This is a genomic window from Streptomyces xanthophaeus (assembly GCF_030440515.1).
Taxonomy (GTDB): domain Bacteria; phylum Actinomycetota; class Actinomycetes; order Streptomycetales; family Streptomycetaceae; genus Streptomyces; species Streptomyces kutzneri.
This window is the reverse complement of sequence record NZ_CP076543.1, coordinates 4063849-4090533: the sequence shown is the minus strand read 5'-3', so window position 1 is coordinate 4090533 and position 26685 is coordinate 4063849. Positions and strand designations below refer to the sequence as shown.

26 protein-coding genes and 1 pseudogene are annotated in these 26685 nt (G+C 73.3%); 13 read left to right on the top strand and 14 right to left on the bottom strand.

The window, feature by feature from the left end:
* The first annotated feature begins 9 nt into the window (after positions 1 to 9).
* From KO717_RS17985 to KO717_RS17970, 4 genes are all read left to right on the top strand, one after another.
* The gene (locus KO717_RS17985; RefSeq protein WP_301368848.1) at positions 10 to 669 is read left to right on the top strand and encodes a response regulator; all 660 of its coding nucleotides are present in this window, start codon (positions 10 to 12) and stop codon (positions 667 to 669) included.
* Positions 670 to 726: 57 nt separating this feature from the next.
* On the top strand, positions 727 to 2127 hold the full coding sequence (locus KO717_RS17980; RefSeq protein WP_301368847.1) for a DUF2252 domain-containing protein: 1401 nt from the start codon (positions 727 to 729) through the stop codon (positions 2125 to 2127).
* 169 nt (positions 2128 to 2296) lie between these two features.
* Entirely contained in the window at positions 2297 to 3058 is a 762-nt protein-coding gene (locus KO717_RS17975; protein WP_301374587.1) for a hypothetical protein, read from the top strand.
* A 69-nt stretch (positions 3059 to 3127) separates the two neighbouring features.
* A complete protein-coding gene (locus tag KO717_RS17970) occupies positions 3128 to 3472 on the top strand; it encodes a rhodanese-like domain-containing protein (protein WP_301368846.1) in 345 nt (114 codons plus the stop codon).
* A gap of 21 nt (positions 3473 to 3493) precedes the next feature.
* Here KO717_RS17970 and KO717_RS17965 read toward each other — a convergent pair whose 3' ends face one another.
* From KO717_RS17965 to paaA, 6 genes are all read right to left on the bottom strand, one after another.
* Complete coding sequence (locus tag KO717_RS17965; protein ID WP_301368844.1) at positions 3494 to 4636, bottom strand: acyl-CoA dehydrogenase family protein; 1143 nt, start codon at positions 4634 to 4636, stop codon at positions 3494 to 3496.
* Positions 4637 to 4781: 145 nt separating this feature from the next.
* Entirely contained in the window at positions 4782 to 5885 is a 1104-nt protein-coding gene (gene paaE, locus KO717_RS17960; protein ID WP_301368842.1) for a 1,2-phenylacetyl-CoA epoxidase subunit PaaE, read from the bottom strand.
* Positions 5886 to 6392, bottom strand: a complete 507-nt coding sequence (gene paaD, locus KO717_RS17955; RefSeq protein ID WP_301368840.1) for a 1,2-phenylacetyl-CoA epoxidase subunit PaaD — start codon at positions 6390 to 6392, stop codon at positions 5886 to 5888.
* Entirely contained in the window at positions 6386 to 7129 is a 744-nt protein-coding gene (gene paaC / locus KO717_RS17950; RefSeq protein ID WP_301368838.1) for a 1,2-phenylacetyl-CoA epoxidase subunit PaaC, read from the bottom strand. Before paaC ends, paaD begins: the two co-directional genes overlap by 7 nt.
* Positions 7126 to 7410: a 1,2-phenylacetyl-CoA epoxidase subunit PaaB gene (paaB, locus tag KO717_RS17945; protein WP_030817166.1), complete on the bottom strand. Its 285-nt coding sequence runs from the start codon at positions 7408 to 7410 to the stop codon at positions 7126 to 7128. Before paaB ends, paaC begins: the two co-directional genes overlap by 4 nt.
* The gene (gene paaA / locus KO717_RS17940; protein WP_437184525.1) at positions 7407 to 8468 is read right to left on the bottom strand and encodes a 1,2-phenylacetyl-CoA epoxidase subunit PaaA; all 1062 of its coding nucleotides are present in this window, start codon (positions 8466 to 8468) and stop codon (positions 7407 to 7409) included. Before paaA ends, paaB begins: the two co-directional genes overlap by 4 nt.
* Before the next feature lie 135 nt (positions 8469 to 8603).
* On the opposite strand from paaA, the gene KO717_RS17935 reads away from it, so the two are divergent.
* The 3 genes from KO717_RS17935 to KO717_RS17925 all read left to right on the top strand — a co-directional run bounded on the left by KO717_RS17935 (position 8604) and on the right by KO717_RS17925 (position 11307).
* Positions 8604 to 9266: a DUF5819 family protein gene (locus KO717_RS17935; protein WP_301368831.1), complete on the top strand. Its 663-nt coding sequence runs from the start codon at positions 8604 to 8606 to the stop codon at positions 9264 to 9266.
* The gene (locus tag KO717_RS17930; protein WP_437184524.1) at positions 9254 to 10432 is read left to right on the top strand and encodes an HTTM domain-containing protein; all 1179 of its coding nucleotides are present in this window, start codon (positions 9254 to 9256) and stop codon (positions 10430 to 10432) included. The genes KO717_RS17935 and KO717_RS17930 overlap by 13 nt, the downstream gene beginning before the upstream one ends.
* A gap of 110 nt (positions 10433 to 10542) precedes the next feature.
* Entirely contained in the window at positions 10543 to 11307 is a 765-nt protein-coding gene (locus tag KO717_RS17925; protein WP_367401530.1) for a TrmH family RNA methyltransferase, read from the top strand.
* Here the strand turns inward: KO717_RS17925 and KO717_RS17920 are convergent.
* A pseudogene (locus tag KO717_RS17920) lies at positions 11260 to 12195 on the bottom strand (hypothetical protein); the annotation flags it as partial. The gene KO717_RS17925 and the pseudogene KO717_RS17920 sit on opposite strands and share 48 nt — an antisense overlap.
* A 104-nt stretch (positions 12196 to 12299) precedes the next feature.
* On the opposite strand from KO717_RS17920, the gene KO717_RS17915 reads away from it, so the two are divergent.
* The gene (locus KO717_RS17915) at positions 12300 to 12947 is read left to right on the top strand and encodes a MerR family transcriptional regulator (protein WP_301368828.1); all 648 of its coding nucleotides are present in this window, start codon (positions 12300 to 12302) and stop codon (positions 12945 to 12947) included.
* A gap of 55 nt (positions 12948 to 13002) precedes the next feature.
* Here KO717_RS17915 and paaN read toward each other — a convergent pair whose 3' ends face one another.
* On the bottom strand, positions 13003 to 14685 hold the full coding sequence (gene paaN, locus KO717_RS17910) for a phenylacetic acid degradation protein PaaN (RefSeq protein WP_301368827.1): 1683 nt from the start codon (positions 14683 to 14685) through the stop codon (positions 13003 to 13005).
* Between the two features lie 124 nt (positions 14686 to 14809).
* On the opposite strand from paaN, the gene KO717_RS17905 reads away from it, so the two are divergent.
* Positions 14810 to 16366: a 3-hydroxyacyl-CoA dehydrogenase gene (locus KO717_RS17905; protein ID WP_301368826.1), complete on the top strand. Its 1557-nt coding sequence runs from the start codon at positions 14810 to 14812 to the stop codon at positions 16364 to 16366.
* Positions 16363 to 16950, top strand: coding sequence for a TetR/AcrR family transcriptional regulator (locus KO717_RS17900; RefSeq protein ID WP_301368825.1), 588 nt, complete (start codon positions 16363 to 16365; stop codon positions 16948 to 16950). The genes KO717_RS17905 and KO717_RS17900 overlap by 4 nt, the downstream gene beginning before the upstream one ends.
* A gap of 95 nt (positions 16951 to 17045) precedes the next feature.
* On the opposite strand, the gene KO717_RS17895 is transcribed toward KO717_RS17900, so the two are convergent.
* Positions 17046 to 17624, bottom strand: coding sequence for an Lrp/AsnC family transcriptional regulator (locus KO717_RS17895; RefSeq protein WP_437184523.1), 579 nt, complete (start codon positions 17622 to 17624; stop codon positions 17046 to 17048).
* Between the two features lie 178 nt (positions 17625 to 17802).
* Between KO717_RS17895 and pdhA the strand changes: the two genes are divergently transcribed.
* Genes pdhA through KO717_RS17880 form a run of 3 tightly spaced genes read left to right on the top strand, consistent with a single transcriptional unit; the run spans position 17803 to position 21316 of the window.
* Positions 17803 to 18939, top strand: coding sequence for a pyruvate dehydrogenase (acetyl-transferring) E1 component subunit alpha (gene pdhA, locus KO717_RS17890; protein WP_301368823.1), 1137 nt, complete (start codon positions 17803 to 17805; stop codon positions 18937 to 18939).
* Between the two features lie 47 nt (positions 18940 to 18986).
* A complete protein-coding gene (locus tag KO717_RS17885; RefSeq protein WP_301374582.1) occupies positions 18987 to 19955 on the top strand; it encodes an alpha-ketoacid dehydrogenase subunit beta in 969 nt (322 codons plus the stop codon).
* A complete protein-coding gene (locus KO717_RS17880) occupies positions 19955 to 21316 on the top strand; it encodes a dihydrolipoamide acetyltransferase family protein (protein WP_301368821.1) in 1362 nt (453 codons plus the stop codon). Before KO717_RS17885 ends, KO717_RS17880 begins: the two co-directional genes overlap by 1 nt.
* 130 nt (positions 21317 to 21446) lie before the next feature.
* Here KO717_RS17880 and KO717_RS17875 read toward each other — a convergent pair whose 3' ends face one another.
* The 5 genes from KO717_RS17875 to KO717_RS17855 all read right to left on the bottom strand — a co-directional run bounded on the left by KO717_RS17875 (position 21447) and on the right by KO717_RS17855 (position 26586).
* Entirely contained in the window at positions 21447 to 22424 is a 978-nt protein-coding gene (locus KO717_RS17875) for an NAD(P)H-quinone oxidoreductase (RefSeq protein ID WP_301368820.1), read from the bottom strand.
* A 26-nt stretch (positions 22425 to 22450) separates the two neighbouring features.
* Positions 22451 to 23551: a potassium channel family protein gene (locus KO717_RS17870; protein WP_301368818.1), complete on the bottom strand. Its 1101-nt coding sequence runs from the start codon at positions 23549 to 23551 to the stop codon at positions 22451 to 22453.
* Positions 23539 to 24864 carry a molybdopterin molybdotransferase MoeA gene (locus KO717_RS17865; RefSeq protein WP_301368816.1) on the bottom strand — a complete coding sequence of 442 codons (1326 nt, stop codon included), beginning with the start codon at positions 24862 to 24864 and terminating at the stop codon, positions 23539 to 23541. The genes KO717_RS17870 and KO717_RS17865 overlap by 13 nt, the downstream gene beginning before the upstream one ends.
* The gene (locus KO717_RS17860; RefSeq protein ID WP_301368814.1) at positions 24861 to 25724 is read right to left on the bottom strand and encodes an NTP transferase domain-containing protein; all 864 of its coding nucleotides are present in this window, start codon (positions 25722 to 25724) and stop codon (positions 24861 to 24863) included. The genes KO717_RS17865 and KO717_RS17860 overlap by 4 nt, the downstream gene beginning before the upstream one ends.
* Positions 25725 to 26046: 322 nt before the next feature.
* A complete protein-coding gene (locus KO717_RS17855; protein WP_030014634.1) occupies positions 26047 to 26586 on the bottom strand; it encodes a bacterial proteasome activator family protein in 540 nt (179 codons plus the stop codon).
* Between the last annotated feature and the right edge of the window lie 99 nt (positions 26587 to 26685).

Genomic DNA, 26685 nt, shown 5'->3' with positions numbered 1-26685 from the left:
GAGCGCGGTGTGACAGCCGAAGTGATCAGAGTGGTGATCGCCGACGACGAGCCACTGATCCGGGCCGGGATCAGGATGATCCTGACCTCGGCGCCGGACATCGAGGTCGTCGCGGAGGCGGCCAACGGCAGGGAGGCGGTGGACCTGGCCCGCTCGCACGCGCCCGACGTGATGCTGCTGGACATCCAGATGCCGGTGATGGACGGGCTGACGGCGCTGGGGGAGCTGAGGCGGGCCGTGCCGCAGGTGCGGGCGCTGATCCTGACCACCTTCGGCGAGAAGGAGAACGTGCTGCGGGCGCTGGGCGAGGGCGGCGCGGGATTCCTGCTGAAGGACTCGGCGCCGGGCGAGCTGATCGGGGCGGTCCGGGCGGCCGCGGCCGGGGACGCGTACCTCTCACCGGGGGCGACCCGGCACGTGGTGGACCAGCTGGCGTCCGGGAAGGCCGCCGTGCGCGGTGAGGTGGCCCGGCGTCAGGTGGCGGAGCTCAGCGAGCGGGAGCGCGGCGTGCTGGCGCTCCTGGGCGAGGGGCTGTCCAACGCGGACGCGGGCCGGCGGCTGCACATGAGCGAGGCGACCGTGAAGACGTACGTGAGCCGGATCCTGGCGAAGCTGGACTGCGAGAACCGCGTACAGGCGGCGCTGCTGGCCAGGGACGCCGGGCTGTAGATACGGTCAGCCCGTTCGAGAAGCGATCAATGAAGTGAACGGGTGGGGGCGGCGTCGATGGCGGCGATTGCGGGTCAGCGGATTCCGGACGTGGCGGGCTTCGCGCCGAGGGTGGCGGCCGGTTCGCCGAAGGAGGAGGGCAAGGCGCTGCGCGCCCGCCTGCCGCGGTCGGCGCACGCCGCCTTCGTGGCACCGGCCGGGCGGCCGGACGCCGTGCGCGCGGTGGAGGAGTCCAACGCCGGGCGGGTCGCCGAGCTGACTCCGATACGGGTCGGCCGGATGGCCGCGAACCCCTTCGCGTTCCTGCGCGGGGCGGCCGGGCTGATGGCCCACGACCTGTCCGGCGGTCCGGTGACCGGGGTCGGCGCGCAGATCTGCGGCGACGCGCACGCGGCGAACTTCGGTCTGTACGGGGACGCGCGCGGGCGGCTCGTCATCGACCTCAACGACTTCGACGAGACCGTGTTCGGCCCGTGGGAATGGGACGTGAAGCGGCTGGCGGCCTCGCTGGTGCTGGCGGGCCGGGTGGCCGGCGCGGACGAGGACACCTGCCGGGCGGCCGCACTCGACGCGGTCGGCGCCTACCGGCGCACCATGCGGCTGCTGTCCAAGCTGCCCGCGCTCGACGCGTGGAACGCCATCGCCGACGAGGAACTGGTCTCGCACACCGACGCCCGCGATCTGCTGGGCACGCTGGAGCGGGTCTCGGAGAAGGCCCGCAACAACACCTCCGCGCGGTTCGCGGCCAAGTCCACGGAGATAGGGCCGGACGGCGGCCGCCGCTTCGTCGACGCGCTGCCCGTGCTGCGCCGGGTCGGGGACGCGGAGGCGGCGGCGGTGGCGGCCTCGCTCGGCCCCTACCTGCAGACGCTCCAGGGCGACCGGCTGCCGCTGCTGGCCCGGTACGCGATCCAGGACGTGGCCTTCCGCGTGGTGGGCACCGGGAGCGTCGGCACCCGCTCGTACGTGGTGCTGCTGCTGGACCACCGGGGCGAGCCGCTGGTGCTCCAGGTCAAGGAGGCGCGGCCCTCGGTACTGCTGCCGCACCTGCCCGGGCTCGGCTTCGTCTCGGCGCCGGAGGAGCACGAGGGCCACCGGGTGGTGGCCGGGCAGAAGCGGATGCAGGTGGTCTCCGACATCATGCTGGGCTGGACCACGGTGGAGGGCCGCCCCTTCCAGGTGCGGCAGTTCCGCAACCGCAAGGGCAGCGTGGATCCGGCGGCGCTGGCCGTCGACCAGATCGACGACTACGGGCGGATGACCGGCGCCCTGCTGGCCCGGGCGCACGCGCACAGCGTGGACCCGCGGCTGCTGGCCGGGTACTGCGGGAAGAACGACGAGCTGGACGAGGCGATGGCGACCTTCGCCGTGGCCTACGCCGACCGTACCGAGGCCGATCACGCCGACCTGGTGGCGGCGGTACGGGCCGGACGGATCGCGGCGGAGACCGGCGTCTGACGGCGTCGGCGGGCCCTGTCGCCGGGGGCGGTGTTTCACGTGAAACACCGCCCGCGCGGACGGGCCGTAGGCTGGCCGGGTGAGCGAGCAGACCGAGCAGCCTGAGCAGACAGTCCCCGGTGATTCCGGTGACTCCTCCGTCACCGGTGGGGAGCGCCCCGAGGCGCGCCTGGAGCGGGCCGTGCGGGCCGCCGAGCAGGCGCTGATCGAGTTCGAGATCGCGGTGGAGACCTTCCGCGTGGAGGTGGAGAACTTCTCCCGCCTGCACCACCAGAAGCTCGGCCCGATGTACACGAGGCTCGACGAGCTGGACGCCCTGATCGCCGAGGCGAAGGCGTCCCGCAGCGGCGACCCCGAGGACCTGCGACGGGCGCAGGAAGCGCGCTCGCTGGTCATGCCGATGCCCGGGGTGGACGAGCTGTTCCACGACTGGCTGGGCTCGGACGGGATCTCCGACGACGCCTCCGCGATGCTGACCGACCGGCCCGTGCGGCCGCCGGAGCGGGTGCGGCCCTCGGAGGAGGTGCGCCGTCTCTACCGCGAGCTGGTCCGCCAGGCCCACCCCGACCTCGCCCAGGAGGAAGGCGAGCGGGAGCGGCGCGACGCGTTCATCGCGCGGGTCAACGCGGCCTACGGGCGCGGCGACGAGGCACTGCTGCGCGAGCTGGCCGAGGAGTGGGCGGCCGGGCCGGCGCCCGAGGCGGCGGTACCGGGCGAGAGCGAGGAGCTGTACGCCCGGCTGGAGTGGCTGGCACGCCGCAAGGAGCTGCTGTCGCTCGTGGCCAAGGAGCTGGAGGACAGCGCGATCGGGTCGATGCTGAGGATGGCGCCCGAGGACCCCGACCGGCTGCTGGAGGAGATCGCGGAGCAGCTGCTCGCGCAGGTCTCCGAGCGTGAGGCGGAGCTGGCGGCGGAGCTCGCCGCCGAGTGAGCCCGGTCCGCCCGTACCGGGTGGTCGGATAGGTTGGCAGCAGACCCGTGAAGAGAGAAGGCGACAGCTATGAACTTCGGACCGCTCCCCTCGGTGGATGCCACCGCGGTGCCCTCCGAAGGCTTTGTCCTCGACGTCCGTGAGGACGACGAATGGGCGGCCGGTCACGTCGAGGGTGCTCTGCACATCCCGATGAGCGACTTCGTGGCCCGCTTCGGCGAGCTGACCGAGGCCGTCGAGGACGGCCGCCGGGTGTACGTGATGTGCCGGGTGGGCGGGCGTTCCGCGCAGGTCACCCAGTACCTGGTGCGCCAGGAGATCGACGCGGTGAACGTCGACGGCGGGATGCAGGCCTGGGACGGTGCCGGGCGCCCGATGGTGACGGAGAACGGGAACCCGGCCTTCGTGCTCTGACCCCTGTCCCCGGGAGCCGGTTCAGGCGAGGGGGTGAGCGGCCAGCAGGTCGCCCAGGGCCTCCTCGTGCGCGGCGGCCGGGCCGAGCTGGAGCTCCAGCTGCTTGGCCCATGCGTGGTAGCGGTGCAGCGGGTAGTCGGTGTCCGCGCCGAAGCCGCCGTGCAGGTGCTGGGCGGTCTGTACGACCCGGCGCACGCCCTCCGAGGCCCAGATCTTGGCGACGGCGACATCACCGGAGCTCGGCAGCGGACCACCGGCGCCGCCGGTCGCGGCGTCGAGCCGCCAAGCGGCCTGCCACAGGGTGACCTCCATGGCGCGCAGATCGATGTACCGGTCGGCGGCCTGGACGGCGACGGCCTGGAAGGTGGCCACCGGAAAGCCGAACTGTTCGCGCTTGCCGGTGTACTCGCCGGTCATGGTGAGTACGTTCTCGCCGAGGCCGAGCGCCAGTGCGCAGGTCCCGGTGGCCAGGAGCTGGCGCAGCCGTTCCCAGGCTCCCGGGGTGTCGATGAGGTGCGTCGCGTCCACCCGCACGCCGTCCAGGGCGAGTTCGGCGAGCCGCTCCCCACTCGTGGAGACCTGCTCGGCCAGGGCCAGCCCTTCGGCGGCCCGCGGGACGAGCGCGAGGACGGCCTCGCCCTCGCCGGTGTGCGCGGGTACGGCGATCCAGTCCGCGCTGTGGGCCCAGGGGACCGCGGTCTGCGTGCCCTCCAGGATCCAGGTCTCGCCCTCGCGGCGGGCGAGGACGGCGAGTTCGGCCGGGTCGTGGCCGGAGCGCCCGTGGGCGGCGGCGGTGAGCACGAGCGTGCCGCGCCCCGCGCCGGGCAGCAGGGCGGCGGCCAGTTCGGGGCTGCCGTGGGCCTGCACGGCCATGGCGGTGGCGCAGTGCTCCAGCAGCGGGACCCGCGCCAGCACCCTGGCGGCCTCGCGCAGCACGAGGCACAGGGCGACGGCGTCCAGGCCCGCTCCCCCGTGCTCCTCGGCGAGGACCAGGCTCAGCAGGTCCGATGAGGCGAGCTTGGCCCACAGCGGCCGGTCGAAGTCGTCGGCGACGGCTCCCGGGGTCAGCGCGGGGCTGGGCACGCCGTCGGGCGCGACATCCGCGAAGACGGCCCGGGCCGCCTCGACGGCGGCCTGCTGCTCCTCGGTGAAGGTGAAGTCCACTGCCTGTCCTCCCGCACGTTCGGGTCTGACGGTGTCGCCTCTGACGGTTGTCGCGTCTGACGGTGCGTCAAGATAGAACAGGTTCTTGAAAATGGACAGGCCCCTGTCGTGGGACAGGGGCCGGACCCGAGGGACCTCGTTCCGCTCAGCGGTCGAAGTCGATCTCCACTTCCTCCGTGACCGGGTGCGACTGGCAGGCCAGGACGAATCCGGCCTCCGTCTCCTCGGCCTCCAGCGCGAAGTTGCGCTCCATCCGGACCTCGCCCGAGACCACGAACGCCCTGCAGGTGCCGCAGACGCCGCCCTTGCAGGCGTACGGGGCGTCCGCGCGGTTGCGGAGCACCGCGTCCAGCAGGGACTCGCCGTCCTGGACCGGCCAGGTGCCCGAACGGCCGTCGAGCCGTGCGGTGACCCGGCCGTGCGCGGCGGCCGGGGAACCCGCGGGGCGGGCGGTCGGCGCGGTGTCCTCGACGTGGAAGATCTCCTCGTGCACCCGGGTCCGTGCGACGCCGAGCGCGCCCAGGGCCCGCTCCGCGCCCTGCACCAGCCCGTAGGGGCCGCACAGGAACCAGCCCGTCACCTCCGTCACCGGCAGCAGCGCGGGCAGCAGGGCCGCCAGCCGCTCCTCGTCCAGCCGCCCGGAGGGCAGCCCGGACTCCTGCTCCTCCCGGGAGAGGATGGTCACCAGCTGGAACCGCGCCGGATACCGGTCCTTGAGGTCGGCGACCTCGTCCAGGAACATCGTCGAGGCCGCCGTACGGTCGCTGCGCACGAGGCAGAAACGGGCGTCGGGCCGGGCGGCCAGCAGGCTCGCCGCGATCGACAGCACGGGCGTGATGCCGCTGCCGCCGACGATCGCCGCGTAGTGCCCCGCGGCCGGGGCGGCGGCGGGCTCGAGCACGAAGCGCCCGGCCGGGACCATGACCTCCAGCACGTCCCCGGCGGCGATCTCCTTGTGGGCGAAGGTGGAGAACTCGCCGCCCTCCACCAGCCGCACGCCGACCCGAAGCCGCTCCGGGCCCGGGCCGTCCGCGGACGGTGCCGGGGAGCAGATCGAGTAGGTGCGGCGGACCTCGGCGCCGCCCTCGGGGGCGGCGCGGCGCAGCGTCAGGTGCTGGCCCGGGGCGTGCCGGTAGTCCTCGCGCAGCTCCTCGGGAACCCGCAGGGTCAGTGCCACCGAGTCGTCGGTGAGCCGGTCGACAGCCGCCACCGTCAGCGGGTGGAACGCGCCGTGGCGGGGGGCGGCCATCTAGAGCTCCTTGAAGTGGTCGAACGGTTCGCGGCAGGCGGTGCAGCGGCGCAGCGCCTTGCATGCGGTGGAGGAGAAGCGGCTGAGCAGCTCGGTGTCGGTCGATCCGCAGTTCGGGCACCGGACCGACAGGGTGAGCGGGACCGGTCCGCCGGCCGCGTGCGGCCGGGGCGGGGCGATGCCGAACTCGGCGAGCTTGCGGCGGCCCTCGGCGCTGATGTCGTCGGTCGACCAGGCGGGGGCGAGCACGGTGGTCACCCGCACCTCGGGGATGCCGTGGCCGTTCAGGGCCCGCTCGATGTCCGCGGACATGGCCTCGATGGCCGGGCAGCCGGTGTAGGTCGGGGTCAGGGTGACCTCGGCGTGGCCGTCCTCGTGCATCCGCACCCCGCGCACCACACCGAGCTCACCGAGGGTGAGCACGGGCAGCTCCGGGTCCGGGACGGAGCCGGCCAGCGTGGCCAGTTCCGCCTCCAGGCGGGTCGTTCCGGCGTCGGTGGTCACCATGAGGCCCCCGGGTGGCTGCGGTGCAGGTGCTGCATCTCGGCGAGCATCCGGCCGAAGGACTCGGTGTGCAGGCCCTGCCGTCCGGCTCCGGCCGCCCAGGCACCGGTGCGCGGCCCCTGGGGCAGGTCGAGGCCGGCCCGCTCCAGTACGCCGGTCAGCGCGGCCAGCCAGCGCTGCTCCAGGGCGGTCAGGTCCAGGCCGTCGAGCCCGTCCACCGGCTGGAACATCTCGCCGGTGTACTTCCACAGCGCGTCGAGGGCGGCCCGCATACGGGTGCGGCTCTCCTCGGTGCCGTCCCCGAGCCGCAGGGTCCACTGCTCGGCGTGGTCGCGGTGGTACGCGGTCTCCTTGACGGCCTTGGCCGCCAGCGGCGCGAACGGGCCGTCGCCACGGGCGAGCTCCCCGTAGACCTCGTGCTGGTAGAAGGAGAAGTAGAGCTGCCGGGCGATGGTGTGGGCGAAGTCGCCGTTCGGCTGCTCGACCAGCTGGAGGTTGCGGAAGGACCGCTCCTCGCGCAGGTACGCCAGCTCGTCCTCGTCGCCGACCAGGGACAGCAGGATCCGGGCCTGGCCGAGCAGGTCGAGGGCGATGTTGGCGAGGGCGACCTCCTCCTCCAGGACGGGGGCGTGTCCGGCCCACTCGCCGAGGCGGTGGGAGAGGATCAGCGCGTCGTCGCCGAGCGCGAGTGCCGCCGCGGCGCCGGCGCCGGTGAGGCGCGTGGTGTCGGTGCTGGTCACAGGTGGCTCACCCCCTCCGGGATGTCGTAGAAGGTGGGGTGCCGGTACGGCTTGTCGGCGGACGGCGCGAAGAAGGGGTCCCGCTCGTCCGGGGAGGAGGCGGTGATCTCGGTGGAGGGCACCACCCAGATCGAGATGCCCTCGTTGCGCCGGGTGTAGAGATCGCGGGCATTGCGCAGGGCCATCTCCGCGTCGGGGGCGTGCAGGCTGCCCGCGTGCGTGTGCGAGAGGCCGCGGCGCGAACGCACGAAGACCTCCCACAGGGGCCAGTTCTGCGTCATACCCGTGCCTCCTCGTTCTGTCCGGCGTGCTTCGCCGCTTGCTGTGCCACCTGCTGTGCCGTCTGCTTGCGCGCGTACGCGGCGGCCGCGTCGCGCACCCAGGCGCCTTCCTCGTGGGCCTTGCGCCGCTGGCCGATCCGCTGCTCGTTGCAGGGGCCGTTGCCCTTGAGCACGTTCCAGAACTCGGCCCAGTCGATGGCGCCGAAGTCGTGGTGTCCGCGCTCCTCGTTCCACTTCAGGTCCGGGTCGGGCAGGGTCAGACCGAGGGACTCGGCCTGCGGGACGGCGATGTCCACGAACCGCTGGCGCAGCTCGTCGTTCGAGTGCCGCTTGATGCGCCAGGCCATCGACTGGGCCGAGTGCGCCGACTCGTCGTCCGGCGGGCCGAACATCATCAGCGAGGGCCACCACCAGCGGTCGACCGCGTCCTGGGCCATGGCGTGCTGTTCCTCGGTGCCCTGGGAGAGGGCCATGAGGAGCTCGAAGCCCTGGCGCTGGTGGAAGGACTCCTCCTTGCAGATCCGGACCATGGCGCGGGCGTAGGGCCCGTAGGAGCAGCGGCAGATCGGCACCTGGTTGGTGATCGCCGCGCCGTCCACGAGCCAGCCGATGGCGCCGACGTCCGCCCAGGTCAGGGTGGGGTAGTTGAAGATCGAGGAGTACTTCTGCTTGCCCGAGTGGAGCTTGTCGAGCAGCTCGTCGCGGCTGGTGCCGAGGGTCTCGGCCGCGCTGTAGAGGTACAGCCCGTGGCCGGCCTCGTCCTGGACCTTGGCCATCAGGATCGCCTTGCGGCGCAGCGAGGGCGCGCGGGTGATCCAGTTGGCCTCGGGCTGCATGCCGATGATCTCGGAATGGGCGTGCTGGGCCATCTGGCGCACCAGGGAGGCGCGGTACTCGTCCGGCATCCAGTCGCGCGGCTCCACGCGCTCGTCGGCCGCCACGGCCGCGTCGAATGCCGCCGCGAGCTGTGCGCCCAGGTCAGCGGTCATGCCTGTCCCGTCCGTCCCGTCTGTCCCGAGGGCCGTGTCCGGCCCCGTCTCCGGGGTCACTGCCACCATTCCGGCCCCCTGCCAGAGTCCGTCGTCCGCCCGACCGACCGATCGTTCGGTTCATACGCTTCAATGGTGGGTCGGCGGCCCGTAGGGTGTCAACCTCTGAGGTCAACCCTGTGGATGCCGGACGATCGGGTGGGGATGGATTCGAACGAGCACGAGCCCGTCGGAGGGGCCGCTCCGCCACCCCCGCGGACGCCCGGAATCGCCGGTCTGTCCGCCCCGTACCGGGTCGTGACCGCCCTGGCCCTGGGGGTGATCGCGGTGGCCGCCTGTACGCACCTCGCCCTCGTCTTCCTGCACGTGGCCCCGAGCAACACCGTCAGCAAGCAGCACGCGAAGACGATCGACGGCTGGGTCTACCCCGAGTTCGAACAGAACTGGAAGCTTTTCGCCCCCAACCCGCTGCAGCAGAACATCGCGGTGGAGGTGCGCGCGGAGGTCAGGATGGGCTACGGCGAGGTGGTCACCACGCCCTGGCGCGACCTGAGCGCCGAGGACGGCGAGGCCATCCGGCACAGCCTGCTGCCGAGCCACACCCGGCAGAACGAGCTCCGCCGCGCCTGGGACTTCTTCACCGGCTCCCACGACGAGGACAACAAGCCGAACGGCGAGCGCGGGCAGCTGTCCGAGGAGTACCTCCGGCGGATCGCGCTGAACAGGCTCCCCCCGTTTTCGCGGGACGGGATCCTCCTGCGGATCCAGCTGCGCTCGGCGACCACGGCGGTGCCCGCGCCCAAGTGGAGCACCGAGACCACCGACACCCAGACCTACTACCGGGAGCTGCCGTGGTGGACGGTGTGAGGCGCGCCCGCGAGGCGGCGGCCCGGACGGCCGCCCGGATCACGGGGCAGGCGCTGGGCCCGTACCAGAGCGCCGTGGTCCGCATCGGCTTCGCCGCGACCTGGCTCTTCTTCCTGCTGCGCGAGTTCCCGAACCGCGCCGAGCTGTACGGGCCGGACGGGCCGTGGAGCTGGCACCTCGCGGAGCGGCTGATCGATTCCAACCACGCCTTCACGGTGCTGATGTGGTCGGACTCCTCGTTGTGGTTCGAGCTCGTCTACCTGGTGTCCGTGCTGGCGAGCGTGGGGCTGCTGCTGGGCTGGCGGACGCGGGCGACGTCCGTCCTCTTCATGGTCGGTGTGCTGTCGCTGCAGAACCGCAGCGTGTTCATGGGCGACGGCGGGGACAACGTCATCCACCTGATGGCGGTCTACCTCGTGCTGACCCGGTGCGCGCAGGTCTGGTCGCTGGACGCGCGCCGGGCCCGTGCGCGCGGCTCGGCGACGGCCGGGGCGGCCGGGCCGGTGCTGTGGGGCGTGCTGGGCGGGGTGTTCGCCTTCGGCGCGGTGACCGGCCGGTTCGGCTACGGCTGGCTGGCGGCGTTCGCGGCGGTGTGGGTGGTCTGCGGGCTGTGGTGGCTGGTCGACCGCTACGAGCCGCAGGGCGAGGGGCGGGCGGCCTTGGACGTCCTGGCCAACCTGCTGCACAACGCCGGCATGCTGGTGATCATGGCGGAGGTCTGCCTGATCTACGCGACGGCGGGCTGGTACAAGATCCAGGGGTCCCGGTGGCAGGACGGGACGGCCCTGTACTACCCGCTGGGGCTGGACTACTTCACCCCGTGGCCGGCGCTGTCGGCGCTGGTGGCGGGCAGCGGGACGCTGGTGATGCTGCTGTCGTACGGGACGGTGGCGGTGCAGGTCGCGTTTCCGTTCACGCTGTTCAACCGGCGGATCAAGAACGTGCTGCTCGCGCTGATGATGCTGGAGCACGCGGGGATCGCGGTGCTGCTGGGGCTGCCGTTCTTCTCGCTGGCGATGATCGCCGCGGACGCGGTGTTCCTGCCGACCGGGTTCCTGGTGTGGGTGGGGGTCCGGTGCGCAGCGCGGCGGCGGCGTGCGGAGGAGCCGGTGGCCGATCCCGCCGAGCCGGCGCCGGTCCCGGTGCAGGTGCCCGCCCAGCGCTGACGGCGCCCTGGCGCCGCTCCCGGGGCTCCGCCCCGGACCCCGTGCCTCCAACGCCGGCGAGGCTGGATCATCCGGTCCGCGAGCCCTGCGGCGGAGCTTAGGGTCGGGGTATGGACGACACGGTGCGGGAATGGCGGGAGGCCGAGCAGGCGGGGGACCTCGTGCTGCTCGACGGGTTTCACGCGCTGAAGCACGCCCTGCGGTTCGGGGCCGATGTGCGGATGGTCATCGCCGAGGACCCCGGCGCCGTACGGGCGCTGGCCCGTGAGCTGGCTCCGGACGTCGAGGCCGCCGTGGTGCGGCTGGTGCGGCGGGCCGGCCTCAAGGAGGTGCTGCCGCGCGTGCATCCCACCGGGGTCGCGGCCCTCGCGGTACGGCCCGACCGGGCCGCCGGCATCGCGGGGCTGGGGCGGATGCCGCGGCCGGCGCCGGTCGTCGTCCTGGACAACCCCCGCAATCTGGGCAACGTCGGAGCCGTCGTCCGGCTCGCCGCCGGCTTCGGGGCCACCGGCGTCGTGACCCGCGGAGACCTCGACCCCTGGCACCCGAACGTGGTCCGGGCCGGGGCCGGGCTGCACTACGCCACCACCGTCGAGCGCCTCGCACTGGACGAGCTGCCGCCCGGGCCGCTCTACGCGCTCGACCCCGAGGGCGCGGACATCCGCGCCCTCACCCTCCCGGACGACGCCCTGCTCGCCTTCGGCTCGGAGCGGCACGGGATCTCACCGGAGCTCCGCGCCCGGGCGGACCACCTCGTCTCGCTGCCGATGCGCCCCCAGGTCTCCAGCTACAACCTCGCCACCAGCGTGGCCATGACCCTCTTCCACTGGGGCGGCCCCCCGGCGGCCCGCGAAGAGGGCGGCGAGGACTCCTAGGACGCCCCCGGCCCCGATCGCCGCGGCCGCGCCGATCGTCGCCCCGTCCGGGTGGACCAGCGCCTGGCCGCGCAGCGCCTGCCAGGTCACCAGCGCGAACACCGCCGCGTAGACCCCGGCCGCGACCAGGGTCAGGCGCAGCCGCACCCGCTCCCGGCGCAGCAGGGCGAAGCGCCCGGCGAGGGCGGCCAGCAGGAGCACGAACAGCGGGAGCAGCTGCAGGGCGTGCATGCCGAAGAAGTGCGGGATGCGCAGGTCACCGCCGGTGGTCGACCAGCCGGTCAGCGGCATGGCGGGCCCGCCGTCCGGCACCCCCACGCTGTGGGCGCCCACCACCGGTGCGCCGTCGACCGCGAGCTGGGCCTCGGTGGGGGTGGTCATCAGGAAGCCGAGTCCCGCGCCGGCGAGGGCGAGGACGGCGGCGATCCGGATCGCCCAGGTGGTGGCCCGGTCGGCGACGCGGGACCGGAAGAGCAGGACGGCGATGACCAGCGTGGCCGTCCACAGCACGACGACGGTGACGGCCATGGCGCTGTAGATCTGCGCGTCGAGGGGGGTCTGCTGGTTGAAGTGGCTCTGCCGACCGCGGACCACCTGACCCGTCATGAGCAGCATTTCCACCATGCTCGCCGCGACGACGACGGTACCGGCCCACCAGGCGGGCCTGCGCAGGCGAGGGCGGGCGGCGACGGCCAGGGAGAGCATCCAGGCCAGGCTGAGCGCGTAGCCGACGAACGAGACGGCGAACTTGAAGGGCTTGGCCCAGATCGGGGCGCCGACCAGCACGCGGCCGTCGAAGGCGAGCCCCACGGCCGAGCCGACGGCCCACACCGCCATCACGCCGGCGAACACGGTCAGCGGACGGTGCCAGGTACGTAACGCAGACATGGGACCCCCAAAGAGAATGGATAGTGACGCTCACCGCTATCTGATAGCCCCACTATCTATGATGGGCGGGGACGGGGCAAGGAGAAGAAGCGAGTGAAAACGCCATGCGCATCGGAGAGTTGAGCCGCCGAACCGGGGTCCCGGTACCGACGATCAAGTACTACGTCCGGGAGGGCCTGCTTCCGCCGGGCGAGCTGAGCAGCCCCAACCAGGCCAGCTACGACGACGGGCACGAGCGGCGGCTGCGGCTGATCCGTGCCCTGCTGGAGGTCGGCGGGCTGTCGGTGGCGGCCATCGGGGACGTCCTCGTGGCCATCGACGACAAGGAGCGGCCGGTGCACAAGCTGCTCGGCGCCGCGGCGCAGCGGCTGGTGCCCGAGTACGGCGAGGGCGCGGGCCACGACGACGCCGAGGCGGTGCTGGCCCGGGAACGGGTGGCGCGGCTGATCGAGGCGCGTGGCTGGTGCGTCCAGCCCGGGAACAAGGCGGCCGGCGCGCTCGCGGCCGCCCTGGCCTCACTCGCGCGGGTGGGCCACGGCTCCTTCGCCGAACTGCTCGACGACTACGCCGACGCGGCCGAGCGGGTGGCCCGGGTGGACCTGGAGTACACGGCCCGCCATGCGGACCGCGAGGGCCTGGTCGAGGCGGTGGTCGTGGGCACGGTGGTGGGCGACGCGGTGTTCGCGGCCCTGCGCAGGATGGCCCAGGTGGACGCCTCCTCCCGCCTCTTCGCCGAGGAGCGGCAGGAGTAGGAGGAGGGGGCGCGGTCCACCCGGGCCGGGGTTCTGCAGTGACGCGGCTACGCGGTTACGCCTGGCGGCGGACCTCCACCACCCGGAAGCGGTTCGCGACGAAGGCGCCGTCGCACAGGGCCGCGTTGGCCGCCGGGTTGCCGCCGGAGCCGTGGAAGTCCGAGAACGCGGCGGTCTGGTTGACGAACACCCCGCCGGTCAGGTTCAGGGAGAGCTGCGCGGACTCCTCCAGGCAGACCTCCTCGACGGCCCGCTCGGTGTCGGGGGACGTGGTGTACGCGCCCACCGTCATGGCGCCCTTCTCCCGCACCGTGCGGCGCAGCAGGTCGAGGGCGTCGGCGGTGGTGTCCACGGCCACCGCGAAGGAGACCGGGCCGAAGCACTCGGAGAGGTACGGCGCCTCCGGGTCCGCCTTGGCGGCGTCCAGCTTGACCATGACGGGGGTGCGGACCACCGCGTCCGGGAACTCGGGGTTCACGACCTCACGCGAGACCAGCGCGACCTCGCCCAGCGCGGCCGCGGCCTCCAGCCGGGTCTTGATGTCCGGGTTGACCAGCGCGCCGAGCAGCGCGTTGGCCCGGGCGTCGTCGCCCAGCAGGCCACCGACCGAGGCCGCGAGGTCGGCGACGACCTCGTCGTAGGTCTTGTGGCCCGCGTCCGTCGCGATGCCGTCGCGCGGGATCAGCAGGTTCTGCGGGGTGGTGCACATCTGGCCGCTGTACAGGGACAGCGAGAACGCCAGGTTGGACAGCATGCCCTTGTAGTTGTCGGTGGAGTCCAGGACGACGGTGTTGACACCGGCCTTCTCCGTGTAGACCTGCGCCTGGCGGGCGTTGGTCTCCAGCCAGTCACCGAACTCCGTGGACCCGGTGTAGTCGATCAGCTTGATCTCGGGGCGGACCGCCAGGGCCTTGGCGATGCCCTCGCCCGGGCGCTCGACCGCGAGGGCCACCAGGTTCGGGTCGAAGCCGGCCTCGGCCAGCACCTCCCGCGCGACCTTGACGGTCAGCGCGAGCGGCAGCACGGCCCGCGGGTGCGGCTTGACCAGCACCGCGTTGCCGGTGGCGAGGGAGGCGAACAGGCCGGGGTAGCCGTTCCAGGTCGGGAAGGTGTTGCAGCCGATCATGAGGGCGATCCCGCGCGGGACGGCGGTGAAGGTCTTGCCGAGCTGCAGCGGGTCCTTCTTGCCCTGCGGCTTCGACCAGTCGGCCTGGCCCGGGACCCGGGTCTGCTCCTCGTACGCGTAGGCCACGGCCTCCAGGCCGCGGTCCTGCGCGTGGGGGCCGCCGGCCTGGAACGCCATCATGAAGGCCTGGCCGCTGGTGTGCATCACCGCGTGCGCGAACTCATGGGTCCGGGCGGAGATGCGGGCCAGGATCTCGATACAGACCAGGGCGCGTGCCTCGGGCCCCGCGTCGCGCCAGGCACCCATGCCGGCCTTCATCGCGGGCAGCAGCACGTCCGGATCCACGTGGGGGTACTCGACACCCAGCTCCGGGCCGTACGGGGACACCTCGGCGCCCGTCCAGCCGTCGGTGCCGGGCTGGCCCAGGTCCAGCCGGGTGCCGCGGACGGCTTCGAAGGCGGCGAGCCCGTCGGCGGGCGCGGTCTCGCCGTACGCCTTGGGATGTTCGGGGTGCGGGGACCAGTAGGCACGGCTGCGGATCGCCGAAAGAGCCTGGTCCAGGGTGGGCCGGTGCTTGGCGGACAGCTGGGGGACGGTGAGCTCGGCGGCCATCAGGGACCAACTCCTCGTTGAGCCGGGCGAAGAAGAGCAGACTGGAGTTAGAGTAACCGAACGATCGGTCGGGACAAGAGGGCCCGGCGGACCTGTGGACAAGTGTGTGCGGGAGGATCAGGGCATGACAGCAATCGAGCGGTCCCGCACTGTGGCGGTCGTCGGCGCCGGCACCATGGGACAGGGCATCGCCCAGGTCGCCCTTCTCGCAGGTCACCGCGTGCTGATCTACGACATCAACGCCGCGCTCGCCGCCGACGGAGTCGGTTTCGTCCAGGACCGGATCGACCGGATGGCCGCCAAGGGCCGGCTGGACCGCGCCGAGGCGGAGGAGGCGATCGGCCGGATCGCATCGGCCGGCGACCTCGCAGACCTCGCCGGGGCCGCCCTCGTCATCGAGGCGGTGGTCGAGAACGTCACCGTGAAGCAGACCCTCTTCGCCGCCCTCGAAGAGGTGGTCGCGCCGGACGCGCTGCTGGCCACCAACACCTCCTCCCTCTCGGTCACCGAACTCGCCGCCGGGCTCGCGCACCCCGGCCGCTTCCTCGGCCTGCACTTCTTCAACCCGGCCCCGCTGCTCCCCCTCGTCGAGGTGGTCAGCGGTTTCGCCACCGACCCGGCCGCCGCCGAGCTCGCGTACCGCACCGTCCTCGGCTGGGGGAAGACGCCGGTCCGCTGCGCCGACACCCCCGGGTTCATCGTCAACCGGATCGCCCGCCCCTTCTACGCCGAGGCCTTCGCGGTGTACGAGGAGCAGGGCGCCGACCCGGCCACCATCGACGCCGTGCTCCGCGAGAGCGGCGGCTTCAAGATGGGCCCCTTCCAGCTGACCGACCTGATCGGCCAGGACGTCAACGAGGCCGTGACCCGCTCGGTGTGGGAGTCCTTCTTCCGCAGCCCGAAGTTCACCCCCTCCCTCGCCCAGCGCCGCCTCGTCCAGTCGGGCCGCCTCGGCCGCAAGAACGGGCACGGCTGGTACCCGTACGGTCCGGACGCGCAGCCCGCGCTCCCGCACACCGCCGCGCCCGAGCAGGCCCCGGCCAAGGTCACCGTCGTCGGCGACCTCGGCCCGGCCGCAGGCCTGGTGGAGCTGCTGGAGGAGGCCGGGATCGCGGTCGCAGCCACCGAGCAGGGCGGCCCGTACATCCAGCTCCCCGGCGAGGGCCAGCTGGTCCTCGCGGACGGCAAGACCTCGGTGGAGTTCGCGGACGTCGTCTACTTCGACCTCGCCCTCGACTACCGCGGCGCCACCCGTATCGCGCTCTCCGCGAGCGAGGACACCAGCGAGCGGACCCTCGCCGAGGCGGTGGGCCTCTTCCAGAAGCTGGGCAAGCAGGTCTCCGTGATCGGCGACGTCCCCGGCATGATCGTCGCGCGGACCGTCGCGATGCTGATCGACCTGACGGCCGACGCGGTCGCCCGGGGGGCCGCTTCCGCCGAGGACATCGACACGGCGATGCGGCTGGGCGTCAACTACCCGCTGGGGCCGGCCGAATGGCACGACCGCCTCGGCCGCGACTGGGCCTACGACCTGCTGCACAACCTCGACGAACGCGTCCCCGGCGGCCGCTACGCACCCTCCCTCGCCCTGTTCAAACTGGGCTACGAGGACGGCGACGGGGCCGGCCACGAGGACGGCGACGACGAGGGCGACCAGGACGACACGGGGGAGAACGAATGACGACGGCCAAGCGGGACACCTACACCCCCGAGACACTGCTGTCGGTCGCCGTCCAGGTCTTCAACGAGCGCGGCTACGACGGCACCTCGATGGAGCACCTCTCCAAGGCCGCCGGCATCTCGAAGTCCTCGATCTACCACCACGTCGCGGGCAAGGAGGAGCTGCTGCGGAGGGCCGTGAGCCGTGCCCTCGACGGGCTCTTCGGGATCCTGGAGGAGCCGGGCGCGGTGCGCGGCCGGGCGGTCGAGCGCGTCGAGTACGTCACGCGCCGCACGGTCGAGGTACTGGTCGGCGAGCTGCCCTACGTGACGCTGCTGCTGCGCGTACGCGGCAACACCCGCACCGAGCGCTGGGCGCTGGAACGCCGCCGCGAGTTCGACCACCAGGTCGCGGACTTGCTGGGGGCCGCCGCGGCGGAGGGCGACCTGCGGGCCGACGTGGACATACGCCTCGCCACCCGGCTCCTCTTCGGCATGGTCAACTCCCTGGTCGAGTGGTACCGCCCGCACCCGGGCGACGGCCACGCCCAGCTCGCCGACGCGGTGGTCCACCTCGCCTTCGACGGCCTGCGCACCGCCCGCTGACCCCTCCGGGCACCTGACCGCCCCCGGAACGGCCGTACGGGCCGCACCGGGGGCGCTGTCGTACCCGCGGTCGTACCCGGACGGCCGAGGCCCGCCTAAGGGCTGTCCTCGGCGATCGTCGGGGCGCCGCCGCCCGGGCCCGGGCCGGTGTCCAGGAGATCCGTTTCCTCGAAGACCAGCAGGGTGCGCGTCGAGAGGACCTCCGGGATGGCCTGGAGCCGGGTCAGGACCAGCTCGCGCAGGGTCCGGTTGTCCGGGGTGTGCACCAGCAGCAGGACGTCGAAATCGCCGCTGACCAGCGCGATGTGCGCCGCGCCGGGGAGCTCGCGCAGCTGCTCGCGGACCGTGCGCCAGGAGTTCTGGACGATCTTCAGGGTGATGTATGCGGAGGCGCCCTGGCCTGCGCGTTCGTGGTTGACGCGGGCCGTGAACCCGCGGATCACCCCGTCGTCGATGAGCCGGTTGATCCGGGCGTAGGCGTTCGCCCGCGAGACGTGCACCTGCTCCGCCACCGAACGTATCGACGCCCGGCCGTCCGCCTGGAGCAGCCGCATGATCGACCGGTCGATCGGATCCAGGGGGCGGGGTGCGACGGGCGGGCCCGAAGCGGCTCCCGGGGCGCCTCCCGGCGCGGCCGGTGCGGAACCCGTTCCGGCCATTTGTTCATCCGGCATTGCCCGATGCCTCCCTCTCCTGGACGTCCTGCATCCATCCCAGGGCCCCGGCGCCCGTTTGTCCACAGCCTGGAGCCGCCTGTAGCCAAATTGCGCAGACAACCGAACAATCGGTAGGTGAGGGGCCTCACACCCGGGGCACCCCCTGCCCGCTTCCCACGAGGAGGTGTACGCCGCCATGACGGTCCAAGAGCTGCCCGGTGCCGGTGCGTCCCACCGTTCCACCCAGCCGCCCGCCTGGAGCCCCCGCACGGACGCCGCGCCGCTGCTTCCGGACCCCGAGCCCTACCGGGTGCTGGGCACCGAGGCGGCGGACCGGCTCGACCCGGAGCTGATGCGCCGCTGCTACGCCGAGCTGGTGCGCGGCCGGCGCTACAACGCCCAGGCCACGGCGCTCACCAAGCAGGGCCGGCTCGCCGTGTACCCCTCCACCGTCGGCCAGGAGGCCTGCGAGATCGCGGCCGCACTGGTCCTGGAGGACCAGGACTGGCTGTTCCCGAGCTACCGCGACACCCTGGCGGCCGTGGCACGCGGACTGGACCCCGTACAGGCCCTGACCCTGCTGCGCGGCGACTGGCACACGGGATACGACCCGCGCGAGCACCGCATCGCCCCGCTCTCGACCCCGCTCGCCACCCAGCTGCCGCACGCGGTGGGCCTGGCGCACGCGGCCCGGCTGCGCGGCGACGACGTCATCGCCCTCGCCATGGTCGGCGACGGCGGCACCAGCGAGGGCGACTTCCACGAGGCGCTGAACTTCGCCGCCGTCTGGCAGGCCCCGGTGGTCTTCCTCGTGCAGAACAACGGCTTCGCGATATCCGTCCCCCTCGCCAAGCAGACCGCCGCCCCGACGCTGGCCCACAAGGCCGTGGGGTACGGGATGCCCGGCCGGCTGGTCGACGGCAACGACATCGCCGCCATGCACGAGGTGCTGACCGAGGCGGTCCGGCGGGCCCGGGCGGGTGGTGGCCCGACCCTGATCGAGGCCGTCACGTACCGCATGGAGGCCCACACGAACGCCGACGACGCGACCCGCTACCGCGGCGACGCCGAGGTCGAGGCCTGGAAGGCGCACGACCCGGTCGAGCTGCTGGAGCGTGAGCTGACCGCCCGCGGGATCATCGACGAGGCGGCGATCCAGGCGGTCCGCGACGACGCCGAGGCGATGGCCGCGGCGCTCCGCGAGGGGATGAACGCGGACCCGGTGGTGGACCCGATGGACCTGTTCGCGCACGTGTACGCGGAGCAGACGGACCGGCTGCGGGAGCAGGCGGCCATGCTGCGCGCAGAGCTGGAAGCCGAGGACCAGGCGTGACGACGGTGGCGGCGAAGTCCGCGAAGTCGGGGGCCAAGCCCGCGACGATGGCGCAGGCCCTGACCCGGGCGATGCGCGATGCGATGGCCGAGGACCCGACGGTCCACGTGATGGGCGAGGACGTCGGGACGCTGGGCGGGGTCTTCCGGATCACGGACGGGCTCGCGAAGGAGTTCGGCGAGGAGCGCTGCACGGACACCCCGCTCGCGGAGGCGGGAATCCTGGGCGCGGCGGTCGGCATGGCCATGTACGGGCTGCGGCCGGTGGTGGAGATGCAGTTCGACGCGTTCGCCTACCCGGCGTTCGAGCAGCTGATCTCGCACGTGGCGAAGATGCGCAACCGCACCCGCGGCGCGATGCCGCTGCCGATCACCATCCGGGTGCCGTACGGCGGCGGGATCGGCGGCGTGGAGCACCACTGCGACTCCTCCGAGGCGTACTACGTGGCCACGCCCGGCCTGCACGTGGTGACCCCGGCGACGGTCGAGGACGCGTACGGGCTGCTGCGCGCGTCGATCGCGAGCGACGACCCGGTGGTCTTCCTGGAACCGAAGCGGCTCTACTGGTCGAAGGCCGACTGGCGGCCCGAGGCGCCGGCCGTCGTGCCGGGCATCGGGAAGGCGCTGGTCCGGCGGACCGGCACGAGCGCGACCCTGATCACCTACGGGCCCTCGCTGCCGGTGTGCCTGGAGGCGGCCGAGGCGGCGCGCGAGGAGGGCTGGGACCTGGAGGTCGTGGACCTGCGCTCGCTGGTCCCCTTCGACGAGGACACGGTCGTGGAGTCCGTACGCCGCACAGGGCGCGCGGTGGTGGTCCACGAGGCCGGCGGCTTCGGCGGACCGGGCGCGGAGATCGCCGCACGGGTCACCGAGCGGTGCTTCCACCACCTGGAGGCGCCGGTGCTGCGGGTGACGGGCTTCGACATCCCCTACCCGCCGCCGATGCTGGAGAAGCACCACCTGCCGGGTGTGGACCGGATCCTGGACACCGTGGCCCGCCTGCAGTGGGAGAACTGATGCCGCAGGTAATGGAATTCAAGCTTCCCGATCTCGGGGAGGGCCTGACCGAGGCCGAGATCGTCCGCTGGCTGGTCGCGGTGGGCGATGTCGTCGCCATCGACCAGCCGGTGGTCGAGGTCGAGACGGCCAAGGCGATGGTGGAGGTTCCGTGCCCCTACGGCGGTGTGGTCACCGCCCGTTTCGGGGAGGAGGGCACGGAACTGCCCGTCGGAGCACCGCTGATCACCGTGGCGGTGGGGGCGGCGTCGCTCCCGGAGGCCCCGGCCGCGCAGGCGGCCGAGGCCGAGGGCTCCGGCAACGTGCCCCGGCCCCTGATCGGCTACGGCGAGGACCACTCGCGTCCGGCGCGTCGGCGACGGGTGCGACCCGTCACCGCCGCGGTCTCGGCGCCGCCCGTCGCGGCCCCGGCCCCGGCCCCGGCCCCGGCTCCGGCTCAGGTTCCGGTCCCGGCGGTCCCGGCGGTCCCGGTGGCTCCTGCCGGGCCGGTTCCCGTGATCTCGCCGCTGGTGCGCAAGCTGGCCAAGGACGGCGGGGTCGACCTGCGCGCGCTGCAGGGGTCGGGCCCCGAGGGGCTGATCCTGCGGGCCGACGTCGAGGCGGCGCTGGCCGCGCTGCGGGCGCCCGAGCCGGCGCCGGCCGCGGTGGCGCCGGCGACGGCGGTGTCGGCACAGGGCGAGCGGATCCCGCTCAAGGGGGTGCGCGGGGCGGTCGCCGAGAAGCTGTCGCGCAGCCGCCGGGAGATCCCGGACGCCACCTGCTGGGTCGACGCGGACGCCACCGAGCTGATGGCCGCCCGGGCGGCGATGAACGCCGTGGGCGGGCCCAAGATCTCGGTGCTCGCACTGCTGGCGCGGATCTGCACGGCCGCCCTGGCCCGGTACCCGGAGCTCAACTCCACCGTGGACCTCGCGGCCAAGGAGATCGTCCGGCTCCCGTCGGTGCACCTGGGCTTCGCCGCGCAGACCGAGCGGGGCCTGGTGGTCCCGGTGGTCCGGGACGCGCAGCACCGCAACCCGGAATCCCTGTCCGCGGAGTTCGCCCGGCTGACCGAGCTGGCCCGGTCCGGGAAGCTGGCCCCGGCCGATCTGACCGGCGGCACCTTCACCCTGAACAACTACGGGGTGTTCGGGGTCGACGGCTCCACGCCGATCATCAACCACCCCGAGGCGGCGATGCTCGGCGTGGGCCGGATCATCGACAAGCCGTGGGTCCACGAGGGCCAGCTGGCGGTCCGCAAGGTCGTCCAGCTGTCGCTGACCTTCGACCACCGGGTCTGCGACGGCGGCACGGCGGGCGGCTTCCTCCGCTACGTCGCGGACTGCGTCGAATCCCCGGCGGTCCTGCTGCGCAGCCTGTAGCCGTGCGGCGCGGGGCAGGTGCGGGGCCGTTGCCGGGGCTCCGCCCCGGACCCCGCGCCTCAAACGCCGGCGGGGCTGGATCTTCCAGCCCGTCCGGCGTTCGAGGACCGGGTCCGGGCAGGCAGAGCCCTCACACCGTGAGCAGCAGCTTGCCCACGTGGGCGCTGGATTCCAGGACCCGGTGGGCCTCAGCGGCATCCCGCATCGGGAACGTGGCGTGGACCACCGGGCGGATCCGCCCCGAGGCCAGCAGCGGCCACACGTGCTCGCGTACGGCCGCGACGATGGCCGCCTTCTCCTCCAGCGGGCGTGCGCGCAGCGAGGTGGCGGTGATCGCCGCCCGCTTGGCCAGCAGCGCGCCGAGATTCAGCTCGGCCTTCACCCCGCCCTGGAGCCCGATCACCGCGAGCCGCCCGTTCACGGCCAGGGCGTCCACGTTCCGCGCGAGGTACTTCGCGCCCATGATGTCCAGGATCACGTCCGCCCCGGCCCCGCCCGTCGCCTCGCGCAGCGCGGCCACGAAATCCTGCTCGCGGTAGTCGATCAGGATGTCCGCGCCCAGCTCCTTGCAGCGCGCCAACTTCTCCGGTCCGCCCGCCGTCACGGCGACCGTCGCGCCCACCGCCTTCGCCAGCTGGATCGCCATGGTCCCGATCCCGCTGGACCCGCCGTGCACCAGCAGGGTCTCGCCGGGGCGGAGCCCCGCCACCATGAACACGTTGGACCACACGGTCGTGACGACCTCGGGCAGCGCGGCCGCCGTCACCAGGTCCACTCCCGCCGGAACCGGCAGCAGCTGCCCCGCCGGCACGGCCACCCGCTCCGCGTACCCGCCGCCCGCCAGCAGGGCGCACACCTCGTCGCCCACGGACCAGCCTGACACCCCCGGCCCGATCGCGGCGATCCGTCCGGAGCACTCCAGCCCCGGATGGCGCGAGGCGCCGGGCGGCGGATCGTAGAACCCCTGTCGCTGGAGTACGTCGGCGCGGTTCACGGCGCTCGCCGCGACCTCGACGAGGACCTCGCCCTCGCCCGGCACCGGATCGGGTACGTCGGCCCAGACCAGGGCCTCGGGGCCGCCGGGCTGCTCGATGGTGATCGCATGCATGGCCCGGAGGCTACGCCACGGCGCGGCTACTCGGCAGGACCCAGCCGTACCTGGGGCGAAGTCGGCGGCGCCGCCCGCACGATGGTGATGAGACGGTCCGTCAGCTGGATCGGGCTCGCGTGCGGATCGTCGTACGGGAGCAGCCGGTGCCCGCGCAGCACGCTCACCACCAGGTCCTCGGTGTCCCGCACCGACCTGCCCACCTCGGCCTTGCGGGCGGGACGTTCGATGAGGTCGAGGCCGCTGCCCTGCTGGATCAGGTCCTCCATCACGGTGCCCGCGCTCGGGCTGAGCACCGAAAGGCCCAGCAGCCGGCCGGCCGCGCTCGCGCTCGTGATGACCGCGTCCGCGCCGGACTGGCGCAGCAGCGGGGCGTTCTCCTCCTCGCGCACCGCCGCGACGATCTTCGCCCCGCGGTTGAGCTGCCGGGCGGTCAGGGTGACCAGGACCGCCGTGTCGTCCCGCTGGGTGGCGATGACGATCTGACGGGCCTTCTGCAGCTCGGCGCGGAGCAGGACGTCGGAGCGGGTGGCGTCGCCGACCACGCCCGTGAACCCCTCCGCGTTGGCAGTGTCGATCACCTTGGCGCTGGGGTCGACGATGACGACCTGCTCCTTCGAGAGGCCGGTGGCCAACAGCGTCAGAAGGGCCGAGCGGCCCTTCGTGCCGAAGCCGACGACGACCGTGTGCTCACGCAAGTTCTTCCTCCAGCGCTTGAGCCGCCACTCTTCCCTCGTCCGTTCCGTGAGGACTTCCAGGGTGGTACCGACCAGGATGATCAGGAACAGCACGCGCAGCGGCGTGATCACCAGGATGTTGATCAGCCGTGCGCTGTCGCTGTACGGCACGATGTCGCCGTAGCCGGTCGTGGACAGCGTCACCGTCGCGTAGTAGAAGCAGTCGAGGAGATCGACCTGCTCGTTCGCGTTGTCGTGGTAGCCGTCGCGGTCCAGCCACACGACGAAGACCGTCAGGAAGAGCACGAACAGGGCCATCAGCAGGCGCTTGCCGACCTGGCTCAGCGGAGCCTCGACCACGCGTCTGGGCAGCTTGATGCGCCGGGATACGAGCTTCTCGTCGGCGCCGCGGGCCATGGAGTCCTGGCCGTGCAGTTTCACGTGAAACATCCTCCAGAAGCCCAGGGCAGATCGAGAATCTCCAGCTCCTGCCCGGACCGCGCGCCCTCGGGCGGTACGACGGCCAGCGCGTCGGCGGCGGCCACACCGCGCAGCATCGCAGGCCCGTGGTAGCGCAGCGGCACCGCGTGCTCGTCGCTCAGCACGACCGGGACCAGCCGGGTGTCGAACGGGTGGCCGGGCACGTCGCCCTGCACCGGCGCCGTGTAGCGGGGGCGCCTGCGGCGGCCGGCGAGGGCGCGCAGCAGGGGTTCGGCGAGGGTCAGGAGCCCGGAGACGGCGGCCAGCGGGTTGCCGGGCAGTCCGACCACATGGCGCACCGTGTCGCCGTCAGGGGTCCCGGAGCCGATGCGGGCCAGCAGCATGGGGTGCCCGGGGCGCACCGCCACCCCGTCGACCAGCAGTTCGGCGCCGGCCTCGCGCAGCACCGGGTGGACGTGGTCGACGGGTCCGGAGGCGGTGCCGCCCGTGGTGACGAGGACATCGGCGGTGCTCGTGGTGACGGCCTCCAGCAGGGCCGCGGCTCCCGCCGGGTCGTCGCCGAGCCGCCGCGTGCCGATGACTTCGGCGCCGAGGCGCTCCATCCAGGGACCGAGCATGGGGCTGAGGGCGTCGCGGACCAGCCCCTCGTGCGGGAGGCCTTCGGTGAGGAGCTCGTCGCCGAGCACCAGGATCTCCACGCGGGGGCGGGGCCGGGTGGTCAGCTCGTCGTACCCGGCGGCCGCGGCGAGCCCCAGCACGGCCGGGGTGACCAGGGAGCCGGCGGGCAGCAGCAGGTCGCCGGAGCGGCACTCCTGGCCCCGCGGGCGGATCTCCTGGCCGGTGAGGACGGGCCGGTCCGCGAAGAGCTGGGTGCCGGCCTCGCGGCAGTGCTCGCTGCGGATGACGGCGGTGGCGTCGGCGGGGATCCGGGCGCCGGTGGCGATCCGTACGGCCTCGCCGTCGGTGAGGGGCTCCGGCCGCTCGGAGCCGGCCAGGACGCCGCTCCCGGCGCGCACGCTCCAGGGACCGGGACCCGCGACGGCCCAGCCGTCCATGGCGGAGGTGTCGAAGGACGGCAGGTCGGTCAGTGCGTCCAGGGGGGTGGCCAGGACCTCGCCGAGGGCGTCCGCGAGGGGCACGCGGTGGGTGCGGGGCCGCACCCTGCTCCCGGCGTGGGTGGCGGTGTCCCGGGCCCGCTGCCAGCCGGACGCGCGGTGGCCGCCCGCGCCGCCTCCGGCGCCGCCGGTGCCGCCCTCCGGGGCACGGCTGACCAGCGCCAGGGCCTCGTCGAGGGCCTGCTCGGCGGAGTTCGTGGGGGTCATCCGGAGCCGTTCTGTTCGGCGGTGTCGGCCGCTGCCTCGTCGGCCCACCGCAGCGCCAGGTCGGCCGCCTTGCGGGAGGCCTCGGCGACGGCCTGGGCGGGGTCGGCGCCGGTGGCGGCGGCGTGGGCGGCCGCGTAGCCGACCAGGAAGGTGGTCAGCGGGGCGGCGGGCCGGGCGACGCCGTGGGCGGCGTCCCGGGCGAGGTCGAGCAGGGTCTTGGTGTCGACGGGGAGGTCGATGCCCAGCTCGTTCTTGACGGCGGTGATCCATTGGTCCAGCACGCTTCCATGCTCCCTGATCCTGGCGCGGGCGGCGGCGAGATCGTCCCAGGTGTCGCAGTCGAAGGAGGCAAGTGGCCGCGATGTGACACGGGAGAGGTCCAGTTCGGCGGTGAGGGCACGGAGCGGGAGCCCGGTGAGGGTGCCGTGCTCGGCGGCGAGCAGGGCGATCTCGCGGCGCAGCGGCTCGGCCCGGTAGGCGGCGACCAGCGGCTGGTCCCGGCCGTCGGGGTCGCGCAGCATCGCCCCGTCCCTGCCGGGGGCGTCCAGCAGGGCCCGTACGGTCTCCCGGTCGAGGAACGGCAGGTCTGCGGAGAGTACGAGGACCTGCTCGGCGGTGGTCCGGCGCAGCCCGGCGTCCAGCGCGGCCACGGGGCCGCCGCCGGGCGGGTCCTCGCGGGTCCAGTGCACCGGGCGTGCGGTGGGGCGGCGACCGCCGACCACGACGGTGGTCCGGGCGTCCGGGCAGGCGTCGAGGACGCGGTCGAGGAGTGCGCGGCCGCCGACGCTCAGTGCGGGCTTGTCGGCCCCGCCGAGTCGCCGGGCGGCGCCGCCGGCCAGCACGATCGCGTCGTAGCTCATGTCCTTGAGTATGCGGCGGCCATGTCCCTGGCCGGGAGCCGCACTTCTCGGGGGCCCCACCCCGCGTGCCGGACGTCGGGTGCGGCGCCGCTGCCGGGGGCGCTGCCCCGGAGCCCCGCGCCTCGAACGCCGGCGGGGCTGAAGATGGCGCCTCGAACGCCGGCGGGGCTCAGGTGGCGCCTCGAACGCCGGCGGGGCTCAGGTGGCGCCTCGAACGCCGGCGGGGCTGAAGACGGCTGAAGAAGGCTGAAACGGCGGAAGCGGGTCCGGCCGCGCCGGTGGGGCGTGGGCCGGACCCGCTTTTCTGCTGTCCGCCTCTGGGCTAGAGGTAGGGGCCCGAGCGGATCGCGCCGTGGCCGCCGTCCTCGTCGTCGTCGTGCGGCCCGCCCGGCGGGAGGGCGCGGCGCATCTGCTCCAACTGCGCCCGCGCCGCCATCTGCTGCGCGAACAGGGCCGTCTGGATGCCGTGGAAGAGGCCCTCCAGCCAGCCCACCAACTGAGCCTGGGCGATCCGGAGTTCGGCCTCGGAGGGAATGGCCTCCTCGGTGAACGGGAGCGACAGGCGCTCCAGTTCCTCCACGAGCTCCGGAGCCAGGCCGTCCTCCAGCTCCTTGACCGACGCGGCATGGATGTCCTTGAGCCGGACCCGGCTCGCCTCGTCGAGAGGCGCGGCACGTACCTCTTCCAGGAGTTGCTTGATCATGCTGCCGATCCGCATGACCTTGGCGGGCTGTTCGACCATTTCCGTCACCGGGACCTCGCGCGACTCGTCATCGGCGTCGCCGACCGCCGTCCCGTCCTGTCCCACGATCAGGACGTGCGGGGGGCTGTCCTGCGACCGTTCACTCCTCGGCATCTCCATGCCGTCATTCTCTCGCACACCTCCGTACTCACACGGTGTGCCCCCGTACAGTCGTGATCCACCCTGTACGGGGGCACCAAGCGCGGCACCGGTCCCAGC

Bases quoted from the DNA above. Each gene is read 5' to 3' on its own strand.
- KO717_RS17980 (WP_301368847.1), top strand. From the start codon at position 727: ATGGCGGCGATTGCGGGTCAGCGGATTCCGGACGTGGCGGGCTTCGCG.
- KO717_RS17970 (WP_301368846.1), top strand. From the start codon at position 3,128: ATGAACTTCGGACCGCTCCCCTCGGTGGATGCCACCGCGGTGCCCTCC.
- paaE (WP_301368842.1), bottom strand. From the start codon at position 5,885: ATGGCCGCCCCCCGCCACGGCGCGTTCCACCCGCTGACGGTGGCGGCT.
- paaD (WP_301368840.1), bottom strand. From the start codon at position 6,392: ATGGTGACCACCGACGCCGGAACGACCCGCCTGGAGGCGGAACTGGCC.
- paaB (WP_030817166.1), bottom strand. From the start codon at position 7,410: ATGACGCAGAACTGGCCCCTGTGGGAGGTCTTCGTGCGTTCGCGCCGC.
- paaA (WP_437184525.1), bottom strand. From the start codon at position 8,468: ATGGTGGCAGTGACCCCGGAGACGGGGCCGGACACGGCCCTCGGGACA.
- KO717_RS17935 (WP_301368831.1), top strand. From the start codon at position 8,604: ATGGATTCGAACGAGCACGAGCCCGTCGGAGGGGCCGCTCCGCCACCC.
- KO717_RS17925 (WP_367401530.1), top strand. From the start codon at position 10,543: ATGGACGACACGGTGCGGGAATGGCGGGAGGCCGAGCAGGCGGGGGAC.
- KO717_RS17915 (WP_301368828.1), top strand. From the start codon at position 12,300: ATGCGCATCGGAGAGTTGAGCCGCCGAACCGGGGTCCCGGTACCGACG.
- paaN (WP_301368827.1), bottom strand. From the start codon at position 14,685: ATGGCCGCCGAGCTCACCGTCCCCCAGCTGTCCGCCAAGCACCGGCCC.
- KO717_RS17905 (WP_301368826.1), top strand. From the start codon at position 14,810: ATGACAGCAATCGAGCGGTCCCGCACTGTGGCGGTCGTCGGCGCCGGC.
- KO717_RS17900 (WP_301368825.1), top strand. From the start codon at position 16,363: ATGACGACGGCCAAGCGGGACACCTACACCCCCGAGACACTGCTGTCG.
- KO717_RS17895 (WP_437184523.1), bottom strand. From the start codon at position 17,624: ATGCCGGATGAACAAATGGCCGGAACGGGTTCCGCACCGGCCGCGCCG.
- pdhA (WP_301368823.1), top strand. From the start codon at position 17,803: ATGACGGTCCAAGAGCTGCCCGGTGCCGGTGCGTCCCACCGTTCCACC.
- KO717_RS17885 (WP_301374582.1), top strand. From the start codon at position 18,987: ATGGCGCAGGCCCTGACCCGGGCGATGCGCGATGCGATGGCCGAGGAC.
- KO717_RS17880 (WP_301368821.1), top strand. From the start codon at position 19,955: ATGCCGCAGGTAATGGAATTCAAGCTTCCCGATCTCGGGGAGGGCCTG.
- KO717_RS17875 (WP_301368820.1), bottom strand. From the start codon at position 22,424: ATGCATGCGATCACCATCGAGCAGCCCGGCGGCCCCGAGGCCCTGGTC.
- KO717_RS17870 (WP_301368818.1), bottom strand. From the start codon at position 23,551: ATGTTTCACGTGAAACTGCACGGCCAGGACTCCATGGCCCGCGGCGCC.
- KO717_RS17865 (WP_301368816.1), bottom strand. From the start codon at position 24,864: ATGACCCCCACGAACTCCGCCGAGCAGGCCCTCGACGAGGCCCTGGCG.
- KO717_RS17860 (WP_301368814.1), bottom strand. From the start codon at position 25,724: ATGAGCTACGACGCGATCGTGCTGGCCGGCGGCGCCGCCCGGCGACTC.
- KO717_RS17855 (WP_030014634.1), bottom strand. From the start codon at position 26,586: ATGGAGATGCCGAGGAGTGAACGGTCGCAGGACAGCCCCCCGCACGTC.